15 protein-coding genes and 1 pseudogene are annotated in these 16,584 nt (G+C 65.5%); 9 read left to right on the top strand and 7 right to left on the bottom strand.

The window, feature by feature from the left end:
- Positions 1–12 precede the first annotated feature (12 nt).
- Complete coding sequence (locus I6F37_RS22810; protein WP_036006022.1) at positions 13–708, bottom strand: hypothetical protein; 696 nt, start codon at positions 706–708, stop codon at positions 13–15.
- Complete coding sequence (locus I6F37_RS22805) at positions 705–1,274, bottom strand: sigma-70 family RNA polymerase sigma factor (protein WP_036006024.1); 570 nt, start codon at positions 1,272–1,274, stop codon at positions 705–707. Before I6F37_RS22805 ends, I6F37_RS22810 begins: the two co-directional genes overlap by 4 nt.
- 436 nt (positions 1,275–1,710) lie before the next feature.
- Between I6F37_RS22805 and I6F37_RS22800 the strand changes: the two genes are divergently transcribed.
- Positions 1,711–2,868 carry a GGDEF domain-containing protein gene (locus tag I6F37_RS22800; protein ID WP_225152752.1) on the top strand — a complete coding sequence of 386 codons (1,158 nt, stop codon included), beginning with the start codon at positions 1,711–1,713 and terminating at the stop codon, positions 2,866–2,868.
- A gap of 63 nt (positions 2,869–2,931) precedes the next feature.
- Positions 2,932–4,035, top strand: coding sequence for a DUF2336 domain-containing protein (locus I6F37_RS22795; protein WP_225152750.1), 1,104 nt, complete (start codon positions 2,932–2,934; stop codon positions 4,033–4,035).
- Positions 4,036–4,144: 109 nt separating this feature from the next.
- Here I6F37_RS22795 and I6F37_RS22790 read toward each other — a convergent pair whose 3' ends face one another.
- Together I6F37_RS22790 and I6F37_RS22785 are read right to left on the bottom strand one after the other, a co-directional pair.
- The gene (locus I6F37_RS22790) at positions 4,145–4,783 is read right to left on the bottom strand and encodes an NrsF family protein (RefSeq protein ID WP_225152748.1); all 639 of its coding nucleotides are present in this window, start codon (positions 4,781–4,783) and stop codon (positions 4,145–4,147) included.
- Between the two features lie 2 nt (positions 4,784–4,785).
- Complete coding sequence (locus tag I6F37_RS22785) at positions 4,786–5,331, bottom strand: sigma-70 family RNA polymerase sigma factor (protein ID WP_225152747.1); 546 nt, start codon at positions 5,329–5,331, stop codon at positions 4,786–4,788.
- 290 nt (positions 5,332–5,621) lie between these two features.
- On the opposite strand from I6F37_RS22785, the gene I6F37_RS22780 reads away from it, so the two are divergent.
- From I6F37_RS22780 to I6F37_RS22760, 5 genes are all read left to right on the top strand, one after another.
- A complete protein-coding gene (locus I6F37_RS22780) occupies positions 5,622–6,278 on the top strand; it encodes a hypothetical protein (RefSeq protein WP_225152746.1) in 657 nt (218 codons plus the stop codon).
- A gap of 109 nt (positions 6,279–6,387) precedes the next feature.
- On the top strand, positions 6,388–7,167 hold the full coding sequence (locus I6F37_RS22775) for an enoyl-CoA hydratase (protein ID WP_036006037.1): 780 nt from the start codon (positions 6,388–6,390) through the stop codon (positions 7,165–7,167).
- Positions 7,168–7,354: 187 nt separating this feature from the next.
- Positions 7,355–8,785, top strand: coding sequence for a TolC family outer membrane protein (locus I6F37_RS22770; protein WP_085968932.1), 1,431 nt, complete (start codon positions 7,355–7,357; stop codon positions 8,783–8,785).
- Between the two features lie 25 nt (positions 8,786–8,810).
- On the top strand, positions 8,811–9,368 hold the full coding sequence (locus tag I6F37_RS22765) for a hypothetical protein (RefSeq protein ID WP_036006042.1): 558 nt from the start codon (positions 8,811–8,813) through the stop codon (positions 9,366–9,368).
- Positions 9,369–9,420: 52 nt separating this feature from the next.
- Entirely contained in the window at positions 9,421–10,383 is a 963-nt protein-coding gene (locus I6F37_RS22760; RefSeq protein WP_036006044.1) for an amidohydrolase family protein, read from the top strand.
- A gap of 3 nt (positions 10,384–10,386) precedes the next feature.
- Here I6F37_RS22760 and I6F37_RS22755 read toward each other — a convergent pair whose 3' ends face one another.
- The 3 genes and pseudogenes from I6F37_RS22755 to I6F37_RS22745 form a co-directional block, all read right to left on the bottom strand.
- The gene (locus tag I6F37_RS22755; protein WP_225152745.1) at positions 10,387–13,503 is read right to left on the bottom strand and encodes an efflux RND transporter permease subunit; all 3,117 of its coding nucleotides are present in this window, start codon (positions 13,501–13,503) and stop codon (positions 10,387–10,389) included.
- A gap of 29 nt (positions 13,504–13,532) precedes the next feature.
- Complete coding sequence (locus tag I6F37_RS22750; protein WP_036006053.1) at positions 13,533–14,783, bottom strand: efflux RND transporter periplasmic adaptor subunit; 1,251 nt, start codon at positions 14,781–14,783, stop codon at positions 13,533–13,535.
- Between the two features lie 145 nt (positions 14,784–14,928).
- Positions 14,929–15,134: pseudogene (locus I6F37_RS22745) on the bottom strand (CoA transferase); the annotation flags it as partial.
- A 97-nt stretch (positions 15,135–15,231) separates the two neighbouring features.
- On the opposite strand from I6F37_RS22745, the gene I6F37_RS22740 reads away from it, so the two are divergent.
- Both I6F37_RS22740 and I6F37_RS22735 read left to right on the top strand, forming a co-directional pair.
- Complete coding sequence (locus I6F37_RS22740; RefSeq protein ID WP_036006055.1) at positions 15,232–15,519, top strand: hypothetical protein; 288 nt, start codon at positions 15,232–15,234, stop codon at positions 15,517–15,519.
- Between the two features lie 199 nt (positions 15,520–15,718).
- Positions 15,719–16,489, top strand: coding sequence for an SDR family NAD(P)-dependent oxidoreductase (locus I6F37_RS22735; protein ID WP_036006057.1), 771 nt, complete (start codon positions 15,719–15,721; stop codon positions 16,487–16,489).
- Positions 16,490–16,584: the final 95 nt, after the last annotated feature.

Raw genomic sequence — 16,584 nt, 5'->3', positions numbered from 1 at the left:
TCGGCGGCGCGCCTAGGGCGCCGCGACGGCGAGGTTGACGAACTTCTCGCGCTGCATCCTGCCGAGCAGCGAAGCGAGCTCGTCCTGGCTCATCGCCTTGTCGAACTGGAGGCGGAACATGCCGCCCTTGGCATCGCCGATGATCGAAGCCTGGTAGCTGTCGAGCAGCGCGGTGATGTCGGCGACGCGCGCCTCGGGGGTGAAGCGCACCAGCGCGCGCGCCGGCGCGGCGGCGCTACCAAGCTCGCGCGTGATCGGTGCGCTGGTCGAGAGCGAAGCGGTCTGGAAGGTCGCCGGCTGGTTCTTCATCAGCACGGCGCCGATGATGCCGGCCTGCAGCACGAGCGCGACGGCACCGAGGCTCGCCGACCACGCCAGCGTGCGCGGCGACAAGCTCGCGAAGAAGGTCGAGATACGCGCCGACAGCGGCAGCGAGCCGCTCGCCCTCGCCGGCTCGGCATCGATCGCGGCGAACAGCTTCTGCATCGCGCGCGCCGACGGAGCGCCCAGGCTCTCGTTCAGATGAATGGTCTCTTCGTACTCGCCGCGGATCGCCGCATATTGCTTCGCCAGGTCCGGATCGCGCGCCAGCGCTTCCTCGACACGGCGCGCATCGCGCGCGTTCAGCGTGCCGGCAGCGTGCCAGGGCAGCAGCAGTTCAATTTCACTGGGCTCTTGCTCCAGCATCTTCTTGCTCAAAGCCATCATGGCCAGCCTCGCTCGACGCCGGCTGCCTTCAGCAGTTCGGCCAGTTTCTTGCGCGCATAGAACAAGCGCGTCTTCACAGTGTTCTCCGGTATCCCGACGATTTCGGCCACCTCTTCCACGGATTTCTCGTGGTAGTAGACGAGATCGACGATTTCCCGATGATCCGGCGAGAGGCCCGTCAGACACTCCCGCAACGCCTCACTGGTATCCTTCTTCTGCACCACCGTTTCCGGATCGTCGGACGTATCCTCGATCGCGTTGGCGGCGTCTTCGTCCAGCTCGAAATCCTTCCTGCGCCGGAGCGCAGACAGGGCCTTGAATCGGGTGATTGCCAGCAGCCAGGTGGAAACGGCAGATCGGCCCTCGAATTTGCCCGCTTGACGCCAGACGTCGAGAAACACCTCGCTGATGAGGTCTTCCGCCGCCTGCTCGTCCCGCACGAGCCTCAGCCCGAACCGGTAAACCCTGACATGGTGCCGCCCGTACAGCACCTGCATGGCGAGCCGGTCACCTTGAGCGATCCTGGCGATCAGGATCTCGTCTGAAGCCGCCTGTGTCGCGCTCAATGGCCGTCTCGCAAGGTTGGTCGGGTCGATGCGGTGGCCGGTTCGATGTGGGGGGCAAAATTGTTGAACCTACCGCAGTCATACGGGGGCTTGTGTGAGCTACCCCACATCCGGGCATTTTTCTTGTCCCACCCGTGGTGGTCAGCGTCGCTCATCCGAATCGGTACCATAATACTGCGATATTCCCTGCGGAATGCCTGCCCGACATAGGCAGCCCGGCCTCATCCGGTTCCATAGCAGCCCCGCACCACCTTTGTCGCGCCAAGCCTCGCTTCGGCTCGACCGCAGCGCACACGATGCGTGATCATCGGTAAAATTCTCACGCTAGATGATCGCCTTGTTCCCTGCTGCACGGTTCGGATTCGATTTCAAAGGATACCAAACCTAAAGGCTTGCCACGTAGGTTTTTACGCTGACATCCACCATTGGCGGGACCATGGGTACGGCCGCGACGTCCTTTCCAGAGAGGAATGCCGCAGAGGTCGCGGATCTCGTCCTTGCGCCCGAGACGACGGCGCCCGAGGTCAGGGCGCGCCGCGTCTGGCAGCGTCGCCAGATGTATATCGGCCAGGTCGCGAGCTACTCGCTGGGCGGCGCGGTCCTGCTGCTCTACGCCTATGACGGCGCGGTCTCCATGGCCGTTCCGACGCTGTTCTGGCTCGGCGGCCTTCTGATCATCGGGACTTTCACGGTGCTGTCGGAGGCAGGTTTCGGCGACCGTTTCGACGATCATTACCTCACCGTCTATGAGATCTCGCTGCATATGGCGCTGCAACTGGTGTTCCTGCTCGCGGTGCCCACCATCGGGGTCGCGTTCCTTGCCGTATTGTTTCTGATCTTCGCGTTCGGCACGCTGCGGATGACGTCGAGCCAGGCCATGCTCACCTGGGGCCTCGCCACCTGCGGGCTCACCGTGGTTTTCCTGGGATCGGACCTGCCGATCGGACTGCCGGTCGCGACCCGGCTGCAGCGGACCGCCTCGATGCTCTGCTTCGTGCTGGTGATGGGGCAGTGCGCCTTCCTCGGCCTGTTCGGCGCCACGTTACGCAAGATCCTGTACAAGCGCAGCATCGAATTGAAGGCCGCCTATCGGCGCATCGAGGAACTGGCCGAGCTCGACGAGCTCACCGGCTCCTACAACCGCCGCTGCATCATGCGGCTTCTCGACACCGAGATCGAAAAGTCGCGGCGGGCATCCACGCCCTTCGCGATCGCGCTGATCGATCTCGACTGGTTCAAGCGCATCAACGACGCTTACGGCCATCCCATTGGCGATGAGGTGTTGCGCACCTTCGCGATCACCATTTTCGCCAACATCCGCCCGGCCGACAGTTTCGGCCGCTACGGCGGCGAGGAATTCCTGCTGCTGCTGCCGGATACGTCGGGTGACGTCGCGCTCCGCACGCTCGAGCGCTTGCGCGGCATCGTCGCCGATCTCAACTGGGGCGCGTTCTCCCCCAGCATGCGGGTGACCATTTCCGCGGGCGTCGTGACGCTGCGCGACGTCGATACTGCCGACACGTTTCTCGCGCGCGCCGACAGCGCGCTCTATTCCGCCAAGGCGCAAGGGCGCAACTGCATTGCAGCGAGCTGACCGATCCTTTTTGCTCCGGCGCGACAGAAGCCGCTGCCGGACCGACCGCTCCAGGACAGAGCAATGAGATCCAATTCCGCACGACCATCCGAAAGCCTGCTCGAGGAATTGCAGGCTGCCCTCTCGCACGGCACCGTCGCGCGCCGGGTGGAGACGCTCCGCCGCGTCACCGATCTCTTCGTGGGCAACGCGGTCGACTATTCCGACGACCATATCCGCGTGTTCGACGACGTGTTCCAGTGCCTGATCGAGCAGATCGAGACGTCGGCCAAGGCGCTGCTCGCCGAGCGGCTCGCGCCGATCGCGGCTGCGCCGCCGCAGATCATCCGCACGCTCGCGCTCGACGAGGTGATCGAAGTCTCCGGCCCCGTGCTGTCGAAGTCGGAGCGGCTGGATGAGGCAACATTGGTCGAGATTGCGCGCACCAGGGACCAGGCGCATCTCAAGGCGATCTCGCTGCGGCGGACGCTGTCGGAAGCGCTGACCGACGTGCTGGTGGCGCGGGGCAATGAGGACGTGGTGCAGTCGACGGCCGGCAATCCGGGCGCGCGGTTCTCGGAGGAGTGTCTCGCCGACCTCGTCATCCGCGCCGAGCGCGACGACGACCTCGCCGGCTGCATCGGCCTGCGGCCCGACCTGCCGCGCCATCACTATCTGAGGCTGGTCGCCAAGGCATCCTCGAGCGTGCGCAGGAAGCTCGCGGCTGCGCATCCCAAGCTCGCGGACGAGGTGTCGAGGGCCGTCGAGGAAGCGGCCCAACGGGTTCGCGCCGTCGCCAGGACGAAACAGACGGAGATGGCTCGCGCGCTGGTGAAGTCGCTGCACGAGGACGGCCGCCTCAACGAGCTCCAGGTCGCCACCTTCGCCGAGCAGGGCAAGTTCGACGAGACGAACGCGGCGCTGGCCGCGCTCGCGGGGATCGCGGTCGAGACGGCGGAGACCATGATGATCGAGAGCCGCACCGAAGGCGTGATGATCCTCGCCAAGGCCGCGGGCATGCAATGGTCGAGCGTGCGCGCCATCATCGCCTTGCGCGAGAAGCTCTCCGGCGGGTCGCAGACCGACATGCTGAAGCTGCGCGACACCTATGAGGCGCTGCGCTCATCGACCGCGCAACAGGTGCTGCGCTTCCACCGCATGCAGTTGCACGCGACGCCGGCGGCATGAAGCCGTGCGCGCTAAAGCGCGATGAGATTTTGAATCGTCATCGCGCTTTAGGTTGTTGGTTGCGCATGATCTTTCCGGAAAACCGCTTCGCACTTTTCCGGATCATGCTTTAATACCGCAACACCCTCGATCCGACCGCCGCGCCGATCGCCGTCACCAGCGCGGTCGCGAGCGTGTACCAGGTCGCGACGAACAGCGGGGAATCGTCGGTGCAGTGCGAGGCATAGAGGGTCGCCGCAAGTCCCGCCGACACCAGCCCTGCGAGCGCTCCGGCGAGCGCGGGACGAGACGGCGCGCCGTGGCGCAGGCCGAACAGCGCCCCCGCAAGCAGCGGCAGCGCCATTGCGGGGATCGCGACCATGCAGACCCTGGAGTTCTTACCCACCAGGCGCATCGTCATCGGCATCGCCGGCGCCATCATCGCCTCGCTGCCAATCGCCACGGCGAGCAGGGCGACGGGAAGCAGCAGCAGCCAGCCCCAGCCGCGCAGCAGGGCTTCGGGACGCGACAAATGAAGGCTGACGATGATGGCGGGGATCGCGAGCGACAACGTCACCGCGAACTTCATGTCGAAGAACGGGTTGCGCATGGCGCTCATGACGTCGGCGCGCACGCCGAAGAACGTCACAAAGATCAGGATCGACAGCGGCGCAGCCACCAGCAGCGCCATGCTCAGCACGGCGCCGACGCGGGGCGCGCGGTGCGGATTGTCGGCGGCGAGCGAGCGAATGAGTTGATCGGTGTCCATGATCAATGGTCCCGCAATTTGGCGGTCAGCGCCGCAAGTCCGCGATGCAGCGCGACCCGGACCGCACCCTCGCTCATCGACAACCTTGCCGCCGTATCCTTGATCGAGGCGGCCTCGACCGCGATCGATTGCAGCACGTCACGCTGACGCTGCGGCAGGGTTCCGAGCTGGGCGGCGACCTCGCCGGCTGAAGCGGTGTCCTGCGGCGCCTCGCCCGGCAGCGTCTCGGCGAAATGGTCGATGTTGACGAACACGCGCCTGCCGCGCCGCCGGAGCGCATCGATCAGCTTGTTGCGGCCGATCGCAAACAGCCAGGGCGCGAAGGGGGCTTCGCTGTCCCAGGTATGCCGCTTCAGATGTACCGCCAACAGAATCTCCTGCACGATATCCTCGGCCTGGTCGGGCGGCTGACCCGCCCGCGCCAAGCCACGCCTCGCGGCGGCCCGCAGCACCGGCGTGACTGCCTTCAACAGACGATGATACGCCGCATCATCGCCAGCCATGGCCGACCGCATCAGGCCGGTCCATTCGTCCTCACGTCCGCGCACGCGCGCCCCTCACCATGCAATTCGGCCGCTCTTTCAATTTGTTACGCGGGCGCCAAACATATCACGAATTCGTGATCAAGATCCGGGCCGCGCGACCGATGCGGCCGCAAACATCTGCGACGGCTCTTAACACCGATCGGTGCGTCCTGCATCGGGCGGGCGGCTGCGGGAGGGGTCTGCCGCGTTTTTGCCCGGTGTAGCCCGAAGATTCCCATTTTCTGCCCCGCTGTCGTCACGCCCCGGGGTCTCTGTTCGCTGCCGGGACGGGCGGAATTGGGGAGATCGTCGACATGATGAAAACCAGCGCGCGCGCGGCCCTGATCGTTTTGGCCGGGCTTGTCTTGCTATCCGGGGGCCTCGCACAGGCGGCGCCGAACTCGGCCGCAGGCAACAAATCGGAGAGCGCCGACAAAGGGGCCGATACGGCCAAGCACCGGCGCCAAGACTCTCGCCGCACCGACAGCAGGAAGACGGGGCAGAAATCCGAGGACAAGGCCGACAAGAAGGACACGGCGGCCAAGCCAGACGAAGCCAAGAACGACAAGGCCGACAGTCAGGTCCCGGCCTCGAGCCAGCTGGCTCCGGAGGTCGCCAACGCCAATGCGCAGCTCGCCGCCGACACGCCGACTGCCGCGGCAGCCTCCGCGATGACGAACCGCGCCAACGACAACGTCCAGGCAGCCGCCGATAATACCAGCGCCGAGAGCCCCGAAAGCCAGGTCGTCGCGCCCGATCAACTCAACGACATCGATCGGGCCTTGCAGGAGACCCCGCCGCCCCAGAAGGCGGTGATCGCCGCAACCGAGGCGCAGCCGCGGCCGGCGCCGGTGATGGCCAGCAGCCAGCAGAGCTCGGCCTGGGACCAGAGCTCCCTGATCGGCAAGATCTTCATCGGCGTCGGCACATTGCTGACCCTGGCCTCCGCCGCGCGCATGTTAATGGCCTGATGGCCGGTTCCGCCGGGACGCGCCCCCGCGCGCGTCCCGCGTCGGTCCCCCTTGAAGGCATCCGCGCCAGCGGGCACATTGCCCGCTCAATCGAAAGCGTGGGTGGAGCATGAGCACGTTCGAACACATCATCGTCGAGAGCGTCGGCGCGGTCGGCATCGTCAAGCTGAACCGGCCGAAGATGCTCAACGCGCTCTCGTTCGGCGTCTTCCGCGAGATCGCAGCTGCGGTCGACGATCTCGAGGCCGATGACGCCATCGGCTGCATCGTCGTGACCGGCAACGAGAAGGCCTTTGCCGCCGGCGCCGACATCAAGGAGATGCAGCCCAAGGGCTTCATCGACATGTTCTCCGAGGATTTCGCCGCGATCGGGGGCGACCGCATCGCGCGCTGTCGCAAGCCAACCATCGCCGCGGTGGCCGGCTACGCGCTCGGCGGCGGCTGCGAGCTCGCCATGATGTGCGATTTCATCATCGCCGCCGACACCGCGAAGTTCGGCCAGCCCGAGATCACGCTCGGCACCATTCCCGGCATCGGCGGCACCCAGCGGCTGACGCGCGCGATCGGCAAGTCCAAGGCCATGGACCTCTGCCTCACCGGCCGGATGATGGACGCCGCCGAAGCCGAGCGCTCCGGCCTGGTCAGCCGTATCGTACCCGCCGACAAGCTGATGGACGAGGTCATGGCGGCCGCCGAGAAGATCGCCGCGATGTCGCGCCCTGCGGCCGCGATGGCCAAGGAAGCGGTGAACCGCGCCTTCGAGACCACGCTCTCCGAAGGCATGAGCGTCGAACGCAACCTGTTCCATTCGACCTTCGCGCTCGAGGACCGCTCGGAGGGCATGGCGGCGTTCATCGAGAAGCGCAAGCCTGTGAACAAGAACCGGTAGCGCACGAGCCGGTCAGGCCGGTGTAAGGCTCTGGCGCTTTCCCGCGCACAGCCTGTGACGCGCCTGCAACAAGCACGGAATACATGGGAGTTTTGCCCGCGGCAGTTTGCCTGCGGGACCTCGGCTGGCTAAACAGCTAAGAGGCCATCGTCGGCGGGGGCGGACAGCCGGGGTTAAGCGAGATTACATGATTGGGCGTACCGCCAGAGCTGGTCGCGGGGTGACGCGACGTCGATCGAGCGCGGGTCATGCGCTTGCGACATGGACCACGCTGGCGTTCTCGTGCGCCCTTCCCTCCGCGGCATGGGCCGAAGCCCTGCCGGACGCATTGGCAAAAGCCTATCAGACCAATCCGCAACTCAATGCCGAGCGTGCGCGCCAGCGCGCCACCGATGAGAACGTGCCGCAGGCGCTGGCCGGCTACCGGCCGCAGATCGTGGCGAGCCTCAGCGCCGGCCTGCAATCGGTGCGCAATCTGTTGCCGGACAACACCATCCAGACCGGCAATCTGAAGCCCTGGATCATCGGCGTCACCGTGACGCAGAGCCTGTTCAACGGCTTCCGCACCGCCAACGGCGTGCGGGCCGCCGAGCTCCAGGTGCAGTCGGGCCGCGAAGCGCTCCGCAACGTCGGCCAGGGCGTGCTGCTCGATGCGGTCACCGCCTACACCAATGTTCTCGCCAACCAGTCGCTGGTCGAGGCGCAGCGCTCCAATGTCGCCTTCCTGCGCGAGACGCTCTCCGTCACCCAGCGTCGGCTCAACGCCGGCGACGTCACGCCGACCGACACCGCGCAGGCCGAGGCCCGCCTCAATCGTGGCCTTGCCGATCTCAACGCGGCCGAGGTCGCGCTTGCGGTCAGCCAGGCCACTTATGCGCAAGTGATCGGCAATGCGCCCTCGCAGCTCAGGCCTGCCGAGGCCGTCGACCGCTATCTGCCGAAGAGCCGCGAGGACGCCATGACGATGGCGATCCGCCAGCATCCGGCGGTGATGGCCGCCAGCTTCGACGTCGATGTCGCCTCCACCAACATCCGCATCGCCGAAGGCACGCTGCTGCCGAGCGCGACCATCCAGGGCAGCGCCAGCAAAAGCCGCAACAACGACCCGACGCTCGGCACCTTCGCCGAGGACCAGGCTTCGATCGTCGCCAACGTCACCGCGCCGATCTACGACGGCGGCCAGGCCGCGGCGCAGACCCGGCAGGCCAAGGAGATCACGGCGCAGAGCCGCCTCGTGCTCGACCAGGTGCGCAATCAAGCGCGTACGGCGGCGGTCAGCGCCTGGGTTGCCAACGAAGGCGCCAAGATCACGGTCTCGGCCTCGGAGTCCGAGGTGAAGGCGGCCACCGTCGCGCTGCAGGGCGTGCAGCGCGAGGCCGCCGGCGGCCAGCGCACGACGGTGGACGTCTTGAACTCGCAGGCCGACCTGATCCAGGCCAAGGCCCGCCTGATCGGCGCGCAACGCGACCGCGTGATCGCCTCCTACACGCTGCTCAGCGCCATCGGCCATCTCGACGTCAAGACGCTGAACCTGAACACGCCGGATTATCTGCCCGAGGTGCACTACCACCAGGTCCGCGACGCTTGGCACGGCCTGCGCACGCCGTCGGGGCAGTAGCCTCAAATCTCTCTGGTGGATGCCGATGAAAAGCCGCCGCATCCATCTGATGGGAGCCTCGGGCTGCGGCGTGACCACGATCGGTCGTGCGCTCGCGGGGCAGCTTGCGCTGCCGCATCACGACAGCGACGACTATTTCTGGCTGCCCACCGTGCCGCCCTATCGGACGACCCGCCCGGCCGCCGACCGCCTGCGCCTGATGCACGAGATGTTCTTGCCGCGTCTCGACTGGGTGCTGAGCGGGTCCGTCACCGGCTGGGGCGAAGAGCTCGTTTCGTACTTCGACCTGGTCGTCTTCGTGACCGCGCCGCGCGAGATTCGTATGAAGCGATTGCGCGCCCGCGAAGCCGCCCATTTCGGCGCTGATGCCGTCGCGCCGGGCGGCTGGCGCCATGGCGAGACCGAAGACTTCGTCGAATGGGCCTCCCATTACGAAGCCGGCGATCGCGAAGGCCGCAGTCTCGCCAAGCACGAAGCCTGGCTCGCCGGCCTGCCCTGCCCGGTCGTACGCGTGGACGGCGCACGTCCGCTTGCGGAGCTTGTCGAGCAGCTATGCAGCGAAGCGGAGCGGTTACCCGGCTGATGTGATATTCTCCTCCCACTCGCCGATAAAAAAACAGACCCGGAGAGAAATCGTGCTCAGCCGACGCAGCGTCCTGCTTGCCTCCCTTGCGGCCGGAGTAGCCATGACCAGCAAAGCCCATGCCCGCGCGGCGCAGCCTGCGACGCCGATCAATTTCGATGTGCCGGCGCATGCCTGTGACTGCCACACCCACATTCACGGCGATGTCGAAAAATTTCCGTTCTTCACTGGCCGCGTCTATACGCCGGAGCCGGCTTCGCCGGAAGAAATGGCGGCGCTGCACAAGGCGCTGCATATCGAGCGCGTGGTGATCGTGACGCCGAGCGTCTACGGCACCGACAATTCCTCCACGCTGTTCGGCATGAAGGCGCGCGGCGCGACCGCGCGCGGCGTCGCCGTGATCGACGACAAGACGCCGGAGAGCGCGCTCGATACGATGCACCAGGACGGCTTCCGCGGCATCCGCCTCAATCTGGCGACCGGCGGCGTCAACGACCCCAATGTCGGCCGGCCGCGCTTCACCGCCGCCGTCGAGCGCATGAAGGCGCGCGGCTGGCACGTACAGCTCTACACCACGCTGGCCATGATCTCCGCGATCAAGGACCTCGTCGAGACGGCGCCGGTGCCGGTCGTGTTCGACCATTTCGGCGGCCTTCACGCTTCGCTCGGGCTGGAGCAGCCGGGCTTCTCCGACCTCGTCGCGCTGGTGAAGTCCGGCAAGGCCTATGTGAAGATCTCGGGCGCCTATCGCTCGTCGAAGCTGGCGCCCGACTATCAGGACATGGTGCCCTATGCCCGCGCGCTGATCGCGGCCAATGTTGACCGCATCGTCTGGGGCACCGACTGGCCGCATCCGGATTCGAGCCGCGTCGAGGGCCGCAAGCCCACCGACATCGCGCCGCTCTATCAGATCGACGACGGCCGCCTGCTCAACCAGCTTCCGGTGTGGGCGCCGGATGCCGAGGTGCGCAAGAAGATCCTGGTCGACAATCCGGCGCGGCTCTACGGGTTCTGAGGGTCAGCGCGCGCGGCGGGAGAAGAAGGAGATCAGCACCGGCAAGGTCACCAGAATCACGACCGGCGCCAGCATCATGCCGGTGACGACGACAACCGCGAGCGGCTTCTGCACCTGCGAGCCGATGCCTTCGGACAGCGCTGCCGGCAGGAGGCCGACGCCTGCGACGACACAGGTCATCAGCACCGGCCGGAGCTGCAGCTCGCCGGTGCGTACCACCGCGCTCCTGCGGTCCATGCCCTCTTCGATCAGCTGGTTGAACTGCGACAGGATGATGATGCCGTCCATCACCGCGATGCCGAACAGCGCGATGAAGCCGATCGCCGCGGAGACGCTGAACGCGGTGCCCGAGATCAGGAGGCCGAGCACGCCGCCGAAGATCGCCATTGGGATCACGCTCATCGCGAGCAGTGTGTCGGTCATCGAGCCGAAATTAAACCAGAGCAGCACGCCGATCAGCGCCAGCGAGATCGGCACCACGATCGAGAGCCGCCGGATCGCGTCCTGGAGGTTGCCGAACTCGCCGACCCATTCCATGTGCGAGCCCGGCGGCAGCTGCACCTGCGCGGCGATTTTGTCCTGCGCCTCGCGGATCGCGCTGCCGAGATCGCGTTCGCGCACCGAGAACTTGATCGGCAGATAACGCTCCTGCTGCTCGCGATAGATGTAGGCCGCACCGGAGACGAGGCTGATGGTCGCGACCTCGCTTAAGGGGATCTGCGTGACGGTGCCGTTCGGCCCGGGCGCGCCGATCCGCAAATTCTGGATCGCCTCGGCGCTGCGGCGGTATTCCGGCGCGAGGCGCACGATAATCGGGAAGTGGCGGTCGCTGCCGGGCTCGTAAAGATCTCCGGCGCTGTCGCCGCCGATCGCGACCTTGATGGTCGCGTTGATGTCGCCAGGGGCTAGGCCGTAGCGCGCAGCCTTGGCACGGTCGATGTCGATCTGGACGGTCGGTTGGCCCAGCGAGGTGAACACCGCAAGGTCGGTGACGCCCTGCACGGTCGACAGCACCTGCTTGATCTTGTTGGCGGTGTCGGTGAGCGCCTGAAGGTCGCTGCCGAACAGCTTGATCGAGTTCTCGCCCTTCACGCCGGAGACGGCTTCGGAGACGTTGTCCTGGAGATATTGCGAGAAGTTGAACTCGACGCCGGGGAAGCGATCGTCGAGCTGCTTGAGCAGCTGCGCGGTCAGCTCTTCCTTGTCGCGGGTACCGGGCCACTGGCTCACGGGCTTCAGCGGCGCGAAGAACTCGGCGTTGAAGAAGCCGGCGGCGTCGGTACCGTCGTCGGGACGGCCGTGTTGCGACACGACGGATTCGACCTCGGGCCGGGCGCGGATCACCTTGCGCATCTCGTTGACGTAGCTGTTGCCTTCCTGCAGCGAGATGGTCGGCGGCAGCGTGGCGCGGATCCAGAGGTTGCCCTCCTCCAGCTTCGGCAGGAATTCGAGGCCGAGCAGCCGGGCGAGCGCGACCGTCATCAACACCAGACCGACCGCGGCGCCGAGGACGATGTTGCGGTTGGCGACCGCCCAGTTCAGCACGGGCATGTAGAGCCGGTGCAGGATCAGCATCACCTTCGTCTCGGTCTCCTCGACATGCGCCGGCAGGATGATCGCGGACAGCGCGGGAGTCACGGTGAAGGTGGCAAGCAGGCCGCCGGCCAGTGCGTAGGCATAGGTCCGCGCCATCGGTCCGAAGATGTTGCCCTCGACGCCAGAGAGCGTGAACAGCGGCAGGAACGCCGCGATGATGATCGCCGCGGCAAAGAAGATCGATCGCGAGACGTCGGCCGCCGCGCTGAGGATGGCATGGCTCTTCATACCAAACAGCGTCTCGGGCGACATATGCTCGGATTCCGACATCGGTGTCGTTTGCGTCAGGCGGCGGAAGATCGCCTCCACCATGATCACGGTGGCATCGACGATGAGACCGAAATCGATCGCACCGACCGACAGGAGGTTGGCCGATTCCCCGCGCAGCACCAGGATGATGACGGCGAAGAACAGCGCGAACGGAATGGTGGCGCCGACGATCAGCGCGCTGCGGAGGTCGCCAAGGAAGATCCACTGCAATAGCACGATCAGGAGAATGCCCACCACCATGTTGTGCAGCACGGTGTGAGTGGTGAGCTCGATCAGGTCGCCGCGGTCGTAGATGCGCTCGATGCGCACGCCAGGCGGCAGGATGCTGGAATTGTTGATGGCTTGAACGAGCTCATGGACGCGCTTGATGGTCGGCGAGCTCTGCTCGCCGCGCCGCATCAGGACGATGCCCTGCACGATGTCGTCGGAATCGTCGAGGCCGGCGATGCCGAGGCGCGGCTTCTGGCCGACGGTAACGGTGGCGACGTCCTTGACCAGCACCGGATTGCCGCCCGCCTGCGCCACCATGGTGTTGGCGAGGTCGTCGATCGAGCGGATCAGGCCGACGCCGCGCACCACGGCGGATTGCTGGCCGATATCGACAGTGTTGCCGCCGACATTGACGTTGGAATTGCCGACCGCCTGGAGCAGTTGCGGCAGCGTCAGGCCGTTGGCGACCAGCTTGTTGAAATCGACCTGGATCTCGTAGGTCTTGCTCCTACCGCCCCAGCCGGTGACGTCGATCACGCCGGGCACCGCGCGGAAGCGGCGCTGCAGGATCCAGTCCTGAATGGTCTTGAGGTCGAGCACGCTGTAGTTCGGCGGCCCGACGAGACGGTAGCGGAATATCTCGCCGATCGGGCTGAGCGGCGAGATCTGCGGCTGCACGTTGCCGGGCAGCGGCGCAAGCTGAGCCAGGCGGTTCAAGACCTGCTGCAACGCCTCGTCATAGGTGTAGGCGAAGGAGAACTGGATCTTGACGTCGGAGAGGCCGTAGAGCGAGATGGTACGGATGGTCGTGACGTTCTTCAGACCGGCAACCTGGGTCTCGATCGAGATCGTGATGTAGCGCTCGATCTCTTCCGCCGACAGGCCCGGGCTCTGCGTCACGATGTCGACCATCGGCGGAGTCGGATCGGGATAGGCTTCGATGTTGAGCCGGTTGAACGCGATCAAGCCGCCGATCAGCACGGCGACGAACATGCCGACCATCAGGAAACGCCGGTTGACGGCAAGGGCAACGAGACGATCCATTCAGGTCTTCAATTTTCTTGGGTCGTCGATCAGCTGCCGGACGCCGCGCGGTCGATGAACAAACTGCCTTTGGTGACGATCTGCTCGCCGGGTTTCAGATTGCTGGTGACCTCGACGAGGTTGCCGTTGATGAGACCGATCTTGATCTGGCGCAGCTCGACCGACTTGTCCTCGCGCGCGACCCAGAGGCGGACCTTGTCGGCCTCGTAGATCAGCGCATGCTTCGGCACCGCCGGCGCGGCGCGGTCGCCGGCCGAATAGATCGTGACGTTCGCGAACATTTCCGGCTTGAGCAGCCCGTCCTTGTTGTCGATCGTGGCGCGGACCTGCAGGCGGCGGGTGGCGGGGTCGATCGCGGCAGCAACGTAGTTGATCTTGGCGCTGAACGGACGGCCCGGCAGCGCCATCACATTGACGGTGATGTCCTGCCCGATGCACACCGCGGCCGCATCGCTCTCGCGCACGAAGGCGGTGAGCCAGACCGTGGAGAGGTCGCCGACCACGAAGACCGGATCGCTGGCGCCGGAATTGACGTATTGGCCCGGGCCGATCTTGCGTTGCACGACCGTGCCGGAGATCGGCGAGTAGATCGTGATCTCCCGATCGATGACGCCCTTTTCCTGGAACGTCTTGGTGGCTTCGTCGGTGAAGCCGAGGATGCGCAGCTTGTTGCGCGCGGCTTCCAGCGCCGCCACCGAGGAGCGCATGTCGTTTTGCGCCTGCACCTGGGCCGCTTCCGCCTGCTGGTAATCCTTGAGCGGAATGGCATGGCCCTCGTAGAGGTCCTTGGCGCGCTTGAACTGGATGTCGGAAAGCTCGAGCGCCGACTTCGCCTTGTTCTGCGAGGTCATCGCCGCGATGAAATCGTTCTGGGCCTGCACGGTGTCGGCGGCCTCGATCGTAAACAGCGGTTGACCTTGCTTCAGCGTCTCGCCGGGCTTGGCGAGCAGCTTGGTGACACGGCCTGCATAGGGCGAGAACACCGGCGTCGAACGATCCTCGTCGACCGCGACCTTACCCTCGGTGACATACTCGGCCCGGAAGCTCCTGGCGGCGACCGGCTCGATCGTCAACGTCGCCCATTCGGACGGTGTCGGCGTGAAGGTCTGCGCGTTTCTGCGCGACTGGCTGGAGATGTCGGAGTGCTTCTTTGCCTTCGGGCCCGAAGAGAACAAGCCGTACGCTCCGACACCGGCGCCGGCGACAGCTAGTAAGACTACGAATGCGATCACCCGTTGTTTTGCAATCACGTGCAATCGCTTGGTATTCTCAACTGCCATGGGGCCCGGTCGTGTCTGCGACGATCTCGGCAAATGATTGCCTCATCGGTCGCGCTAATAGTGCCGAATTGGGAGTTCAAACAACCTAAAAAACGCGTCGGCCCTTTCCGTTTGCGTTAAAATTCTGGGACTTGTCAGCTTCATGTCAGCTTCGGCCTGGCCATTGTGCCGAATGACTGCCGAGCGGCATCGCCGGACGGCTCCAATGCGCCGGCGTCTTCGACAGCCGAGCGGAATGCTGCACCGCCTTCAACGTGCCGAAGCCAGATTGCATGTGCTCTATGAACGCAGCATGTACGGCCTGTCCCGGGACATCGGGGTATTCAATCCGCCCTCGAGCCGACCGAGATTCGAGCCAGAATGTCGGCGGTGCTCTGCATCGCTGCTTCTCTCCCCGCTCATTTGCTGTACTTTTCGCGACCGTGTCATGATCGCAGAAAGGATTGCAATGGCCGCCATCGATCCCCTCATCGCAGGTGCCGTGTTCATCGCGACGGCGGCCACCGACGCCGTCTATGTCATGTTCACCTCGGCCGTGATCGCGCGCAAGCGCATCCCGGCGGCGAACTGGAGCGCGGTCTGGTACCTGCTCTCCTCTTACGCCGTGATCAGCTACACCGAGAACGTCTTCTACGTTGCCTTTGCCGCAATCGGCTCCTGGGCCGGCGCCTATGCCTCGTTGACCTTTCTGCACCGCCCGCCCGGCGGCCCGCCGGTGGGAGCGGCGCCGGAGTGAAGTCTCTCCGCGTCATTGCGAGGAGCCCTTGCGACGAAGCAATCCAGGATCCTTCCGCGGATGCATTTCTGGATTGCTTCGCGGAGCCTGTCATCGGGCCGCGCTTTGCGCGGACCCGGTGGCTCGCAACGACGACGTGGAGGCTTCTGGGCGCCTCGCGAAACAGCTACACTCGCAGCACCAACAAAAAGGAGCAACAATGGATCTCGGTCTCAAAGGCAAGAACGCCGTCGTGCTCGGCGGCACGCGCGGCATCGGGCGGGCGATTGCGGCGACGCTGGCCGGCGAAGGTGCCAATGTCGCGGTGTGCGCGCGCAACGCCGATCAGGTTGCGGCCACGGTCGGGGAGTTGAAGGCGAGCGGCATCCGCGCCACCGGCGGCGCGGTCGACGTCACCGACGGCGCGGCGCTCAAAAGCTGGATCGAGGCTGCAGCAAAAGAGCTCGGCGGCATCGACCTGCTATTCTCCAATGCCGGCGCAATGGCGCAAGGGCACGATCCGGCGTCCTGGGAGCAGAATTTCCGCCTCGACCTGCTCGGCGCCGTGCATGCCTTCGACGCCGCCCGGCCATTCCTCGAGACAAGCGGCGCCGGCAGCGGCGATGCGGCTTTCGTGATCATCTCGTCGATCTCCGCGGCGCAGGCGGACACGGCCAGCTCCTACGGCCCGATCAAGGCCGCACTGATCCACATGGCCAAGGGACTGGCGCGGCAATACGCGAAGAAGAAGATCCGGATCAACGTGGTCTCGCCCGGCACCGTCTATTTCAAGGGCGGCGTCTGGGAGATGATCGAGAAGAACATGCCGGAGCGGTACCAGGACGCGATGAAGCGCAACCCGACCGGCCGCATGGCGACGCCGCAGGAGATCGCGAGCGCGGCGGTGTTTCTGGCGAGCCCGGTGTCGGGGTTCACCACGGGATCGAATCTGGTCGTGGATGGCGCCATCTCGAACCGGGTGAATTTTTGAGGGCAGCTTGCCGAGCTCTCTCCTCCGTCATGGCCAGGCTTGACCCGGCCATCCACGCACTGCTGCGCACTCCGAAAGACGTGGATGCCCGGGTC

This window comes from Bradyrhizobium sp. NBAIM08 (assembly GCF_020193935.1).
In the GTDB taxonomy this organism is placed as follows: domain Bacteria; phylum Pseudomonadota; class Alphaproteobacteria; order Rhizobiales; family Xanthobacteraceae; genus Bradyrhizobium; species Bradyrhizobium yuanmingense.
This window is presented reverse-complemented; position numbering and strand designations above follow the sequence as displayed.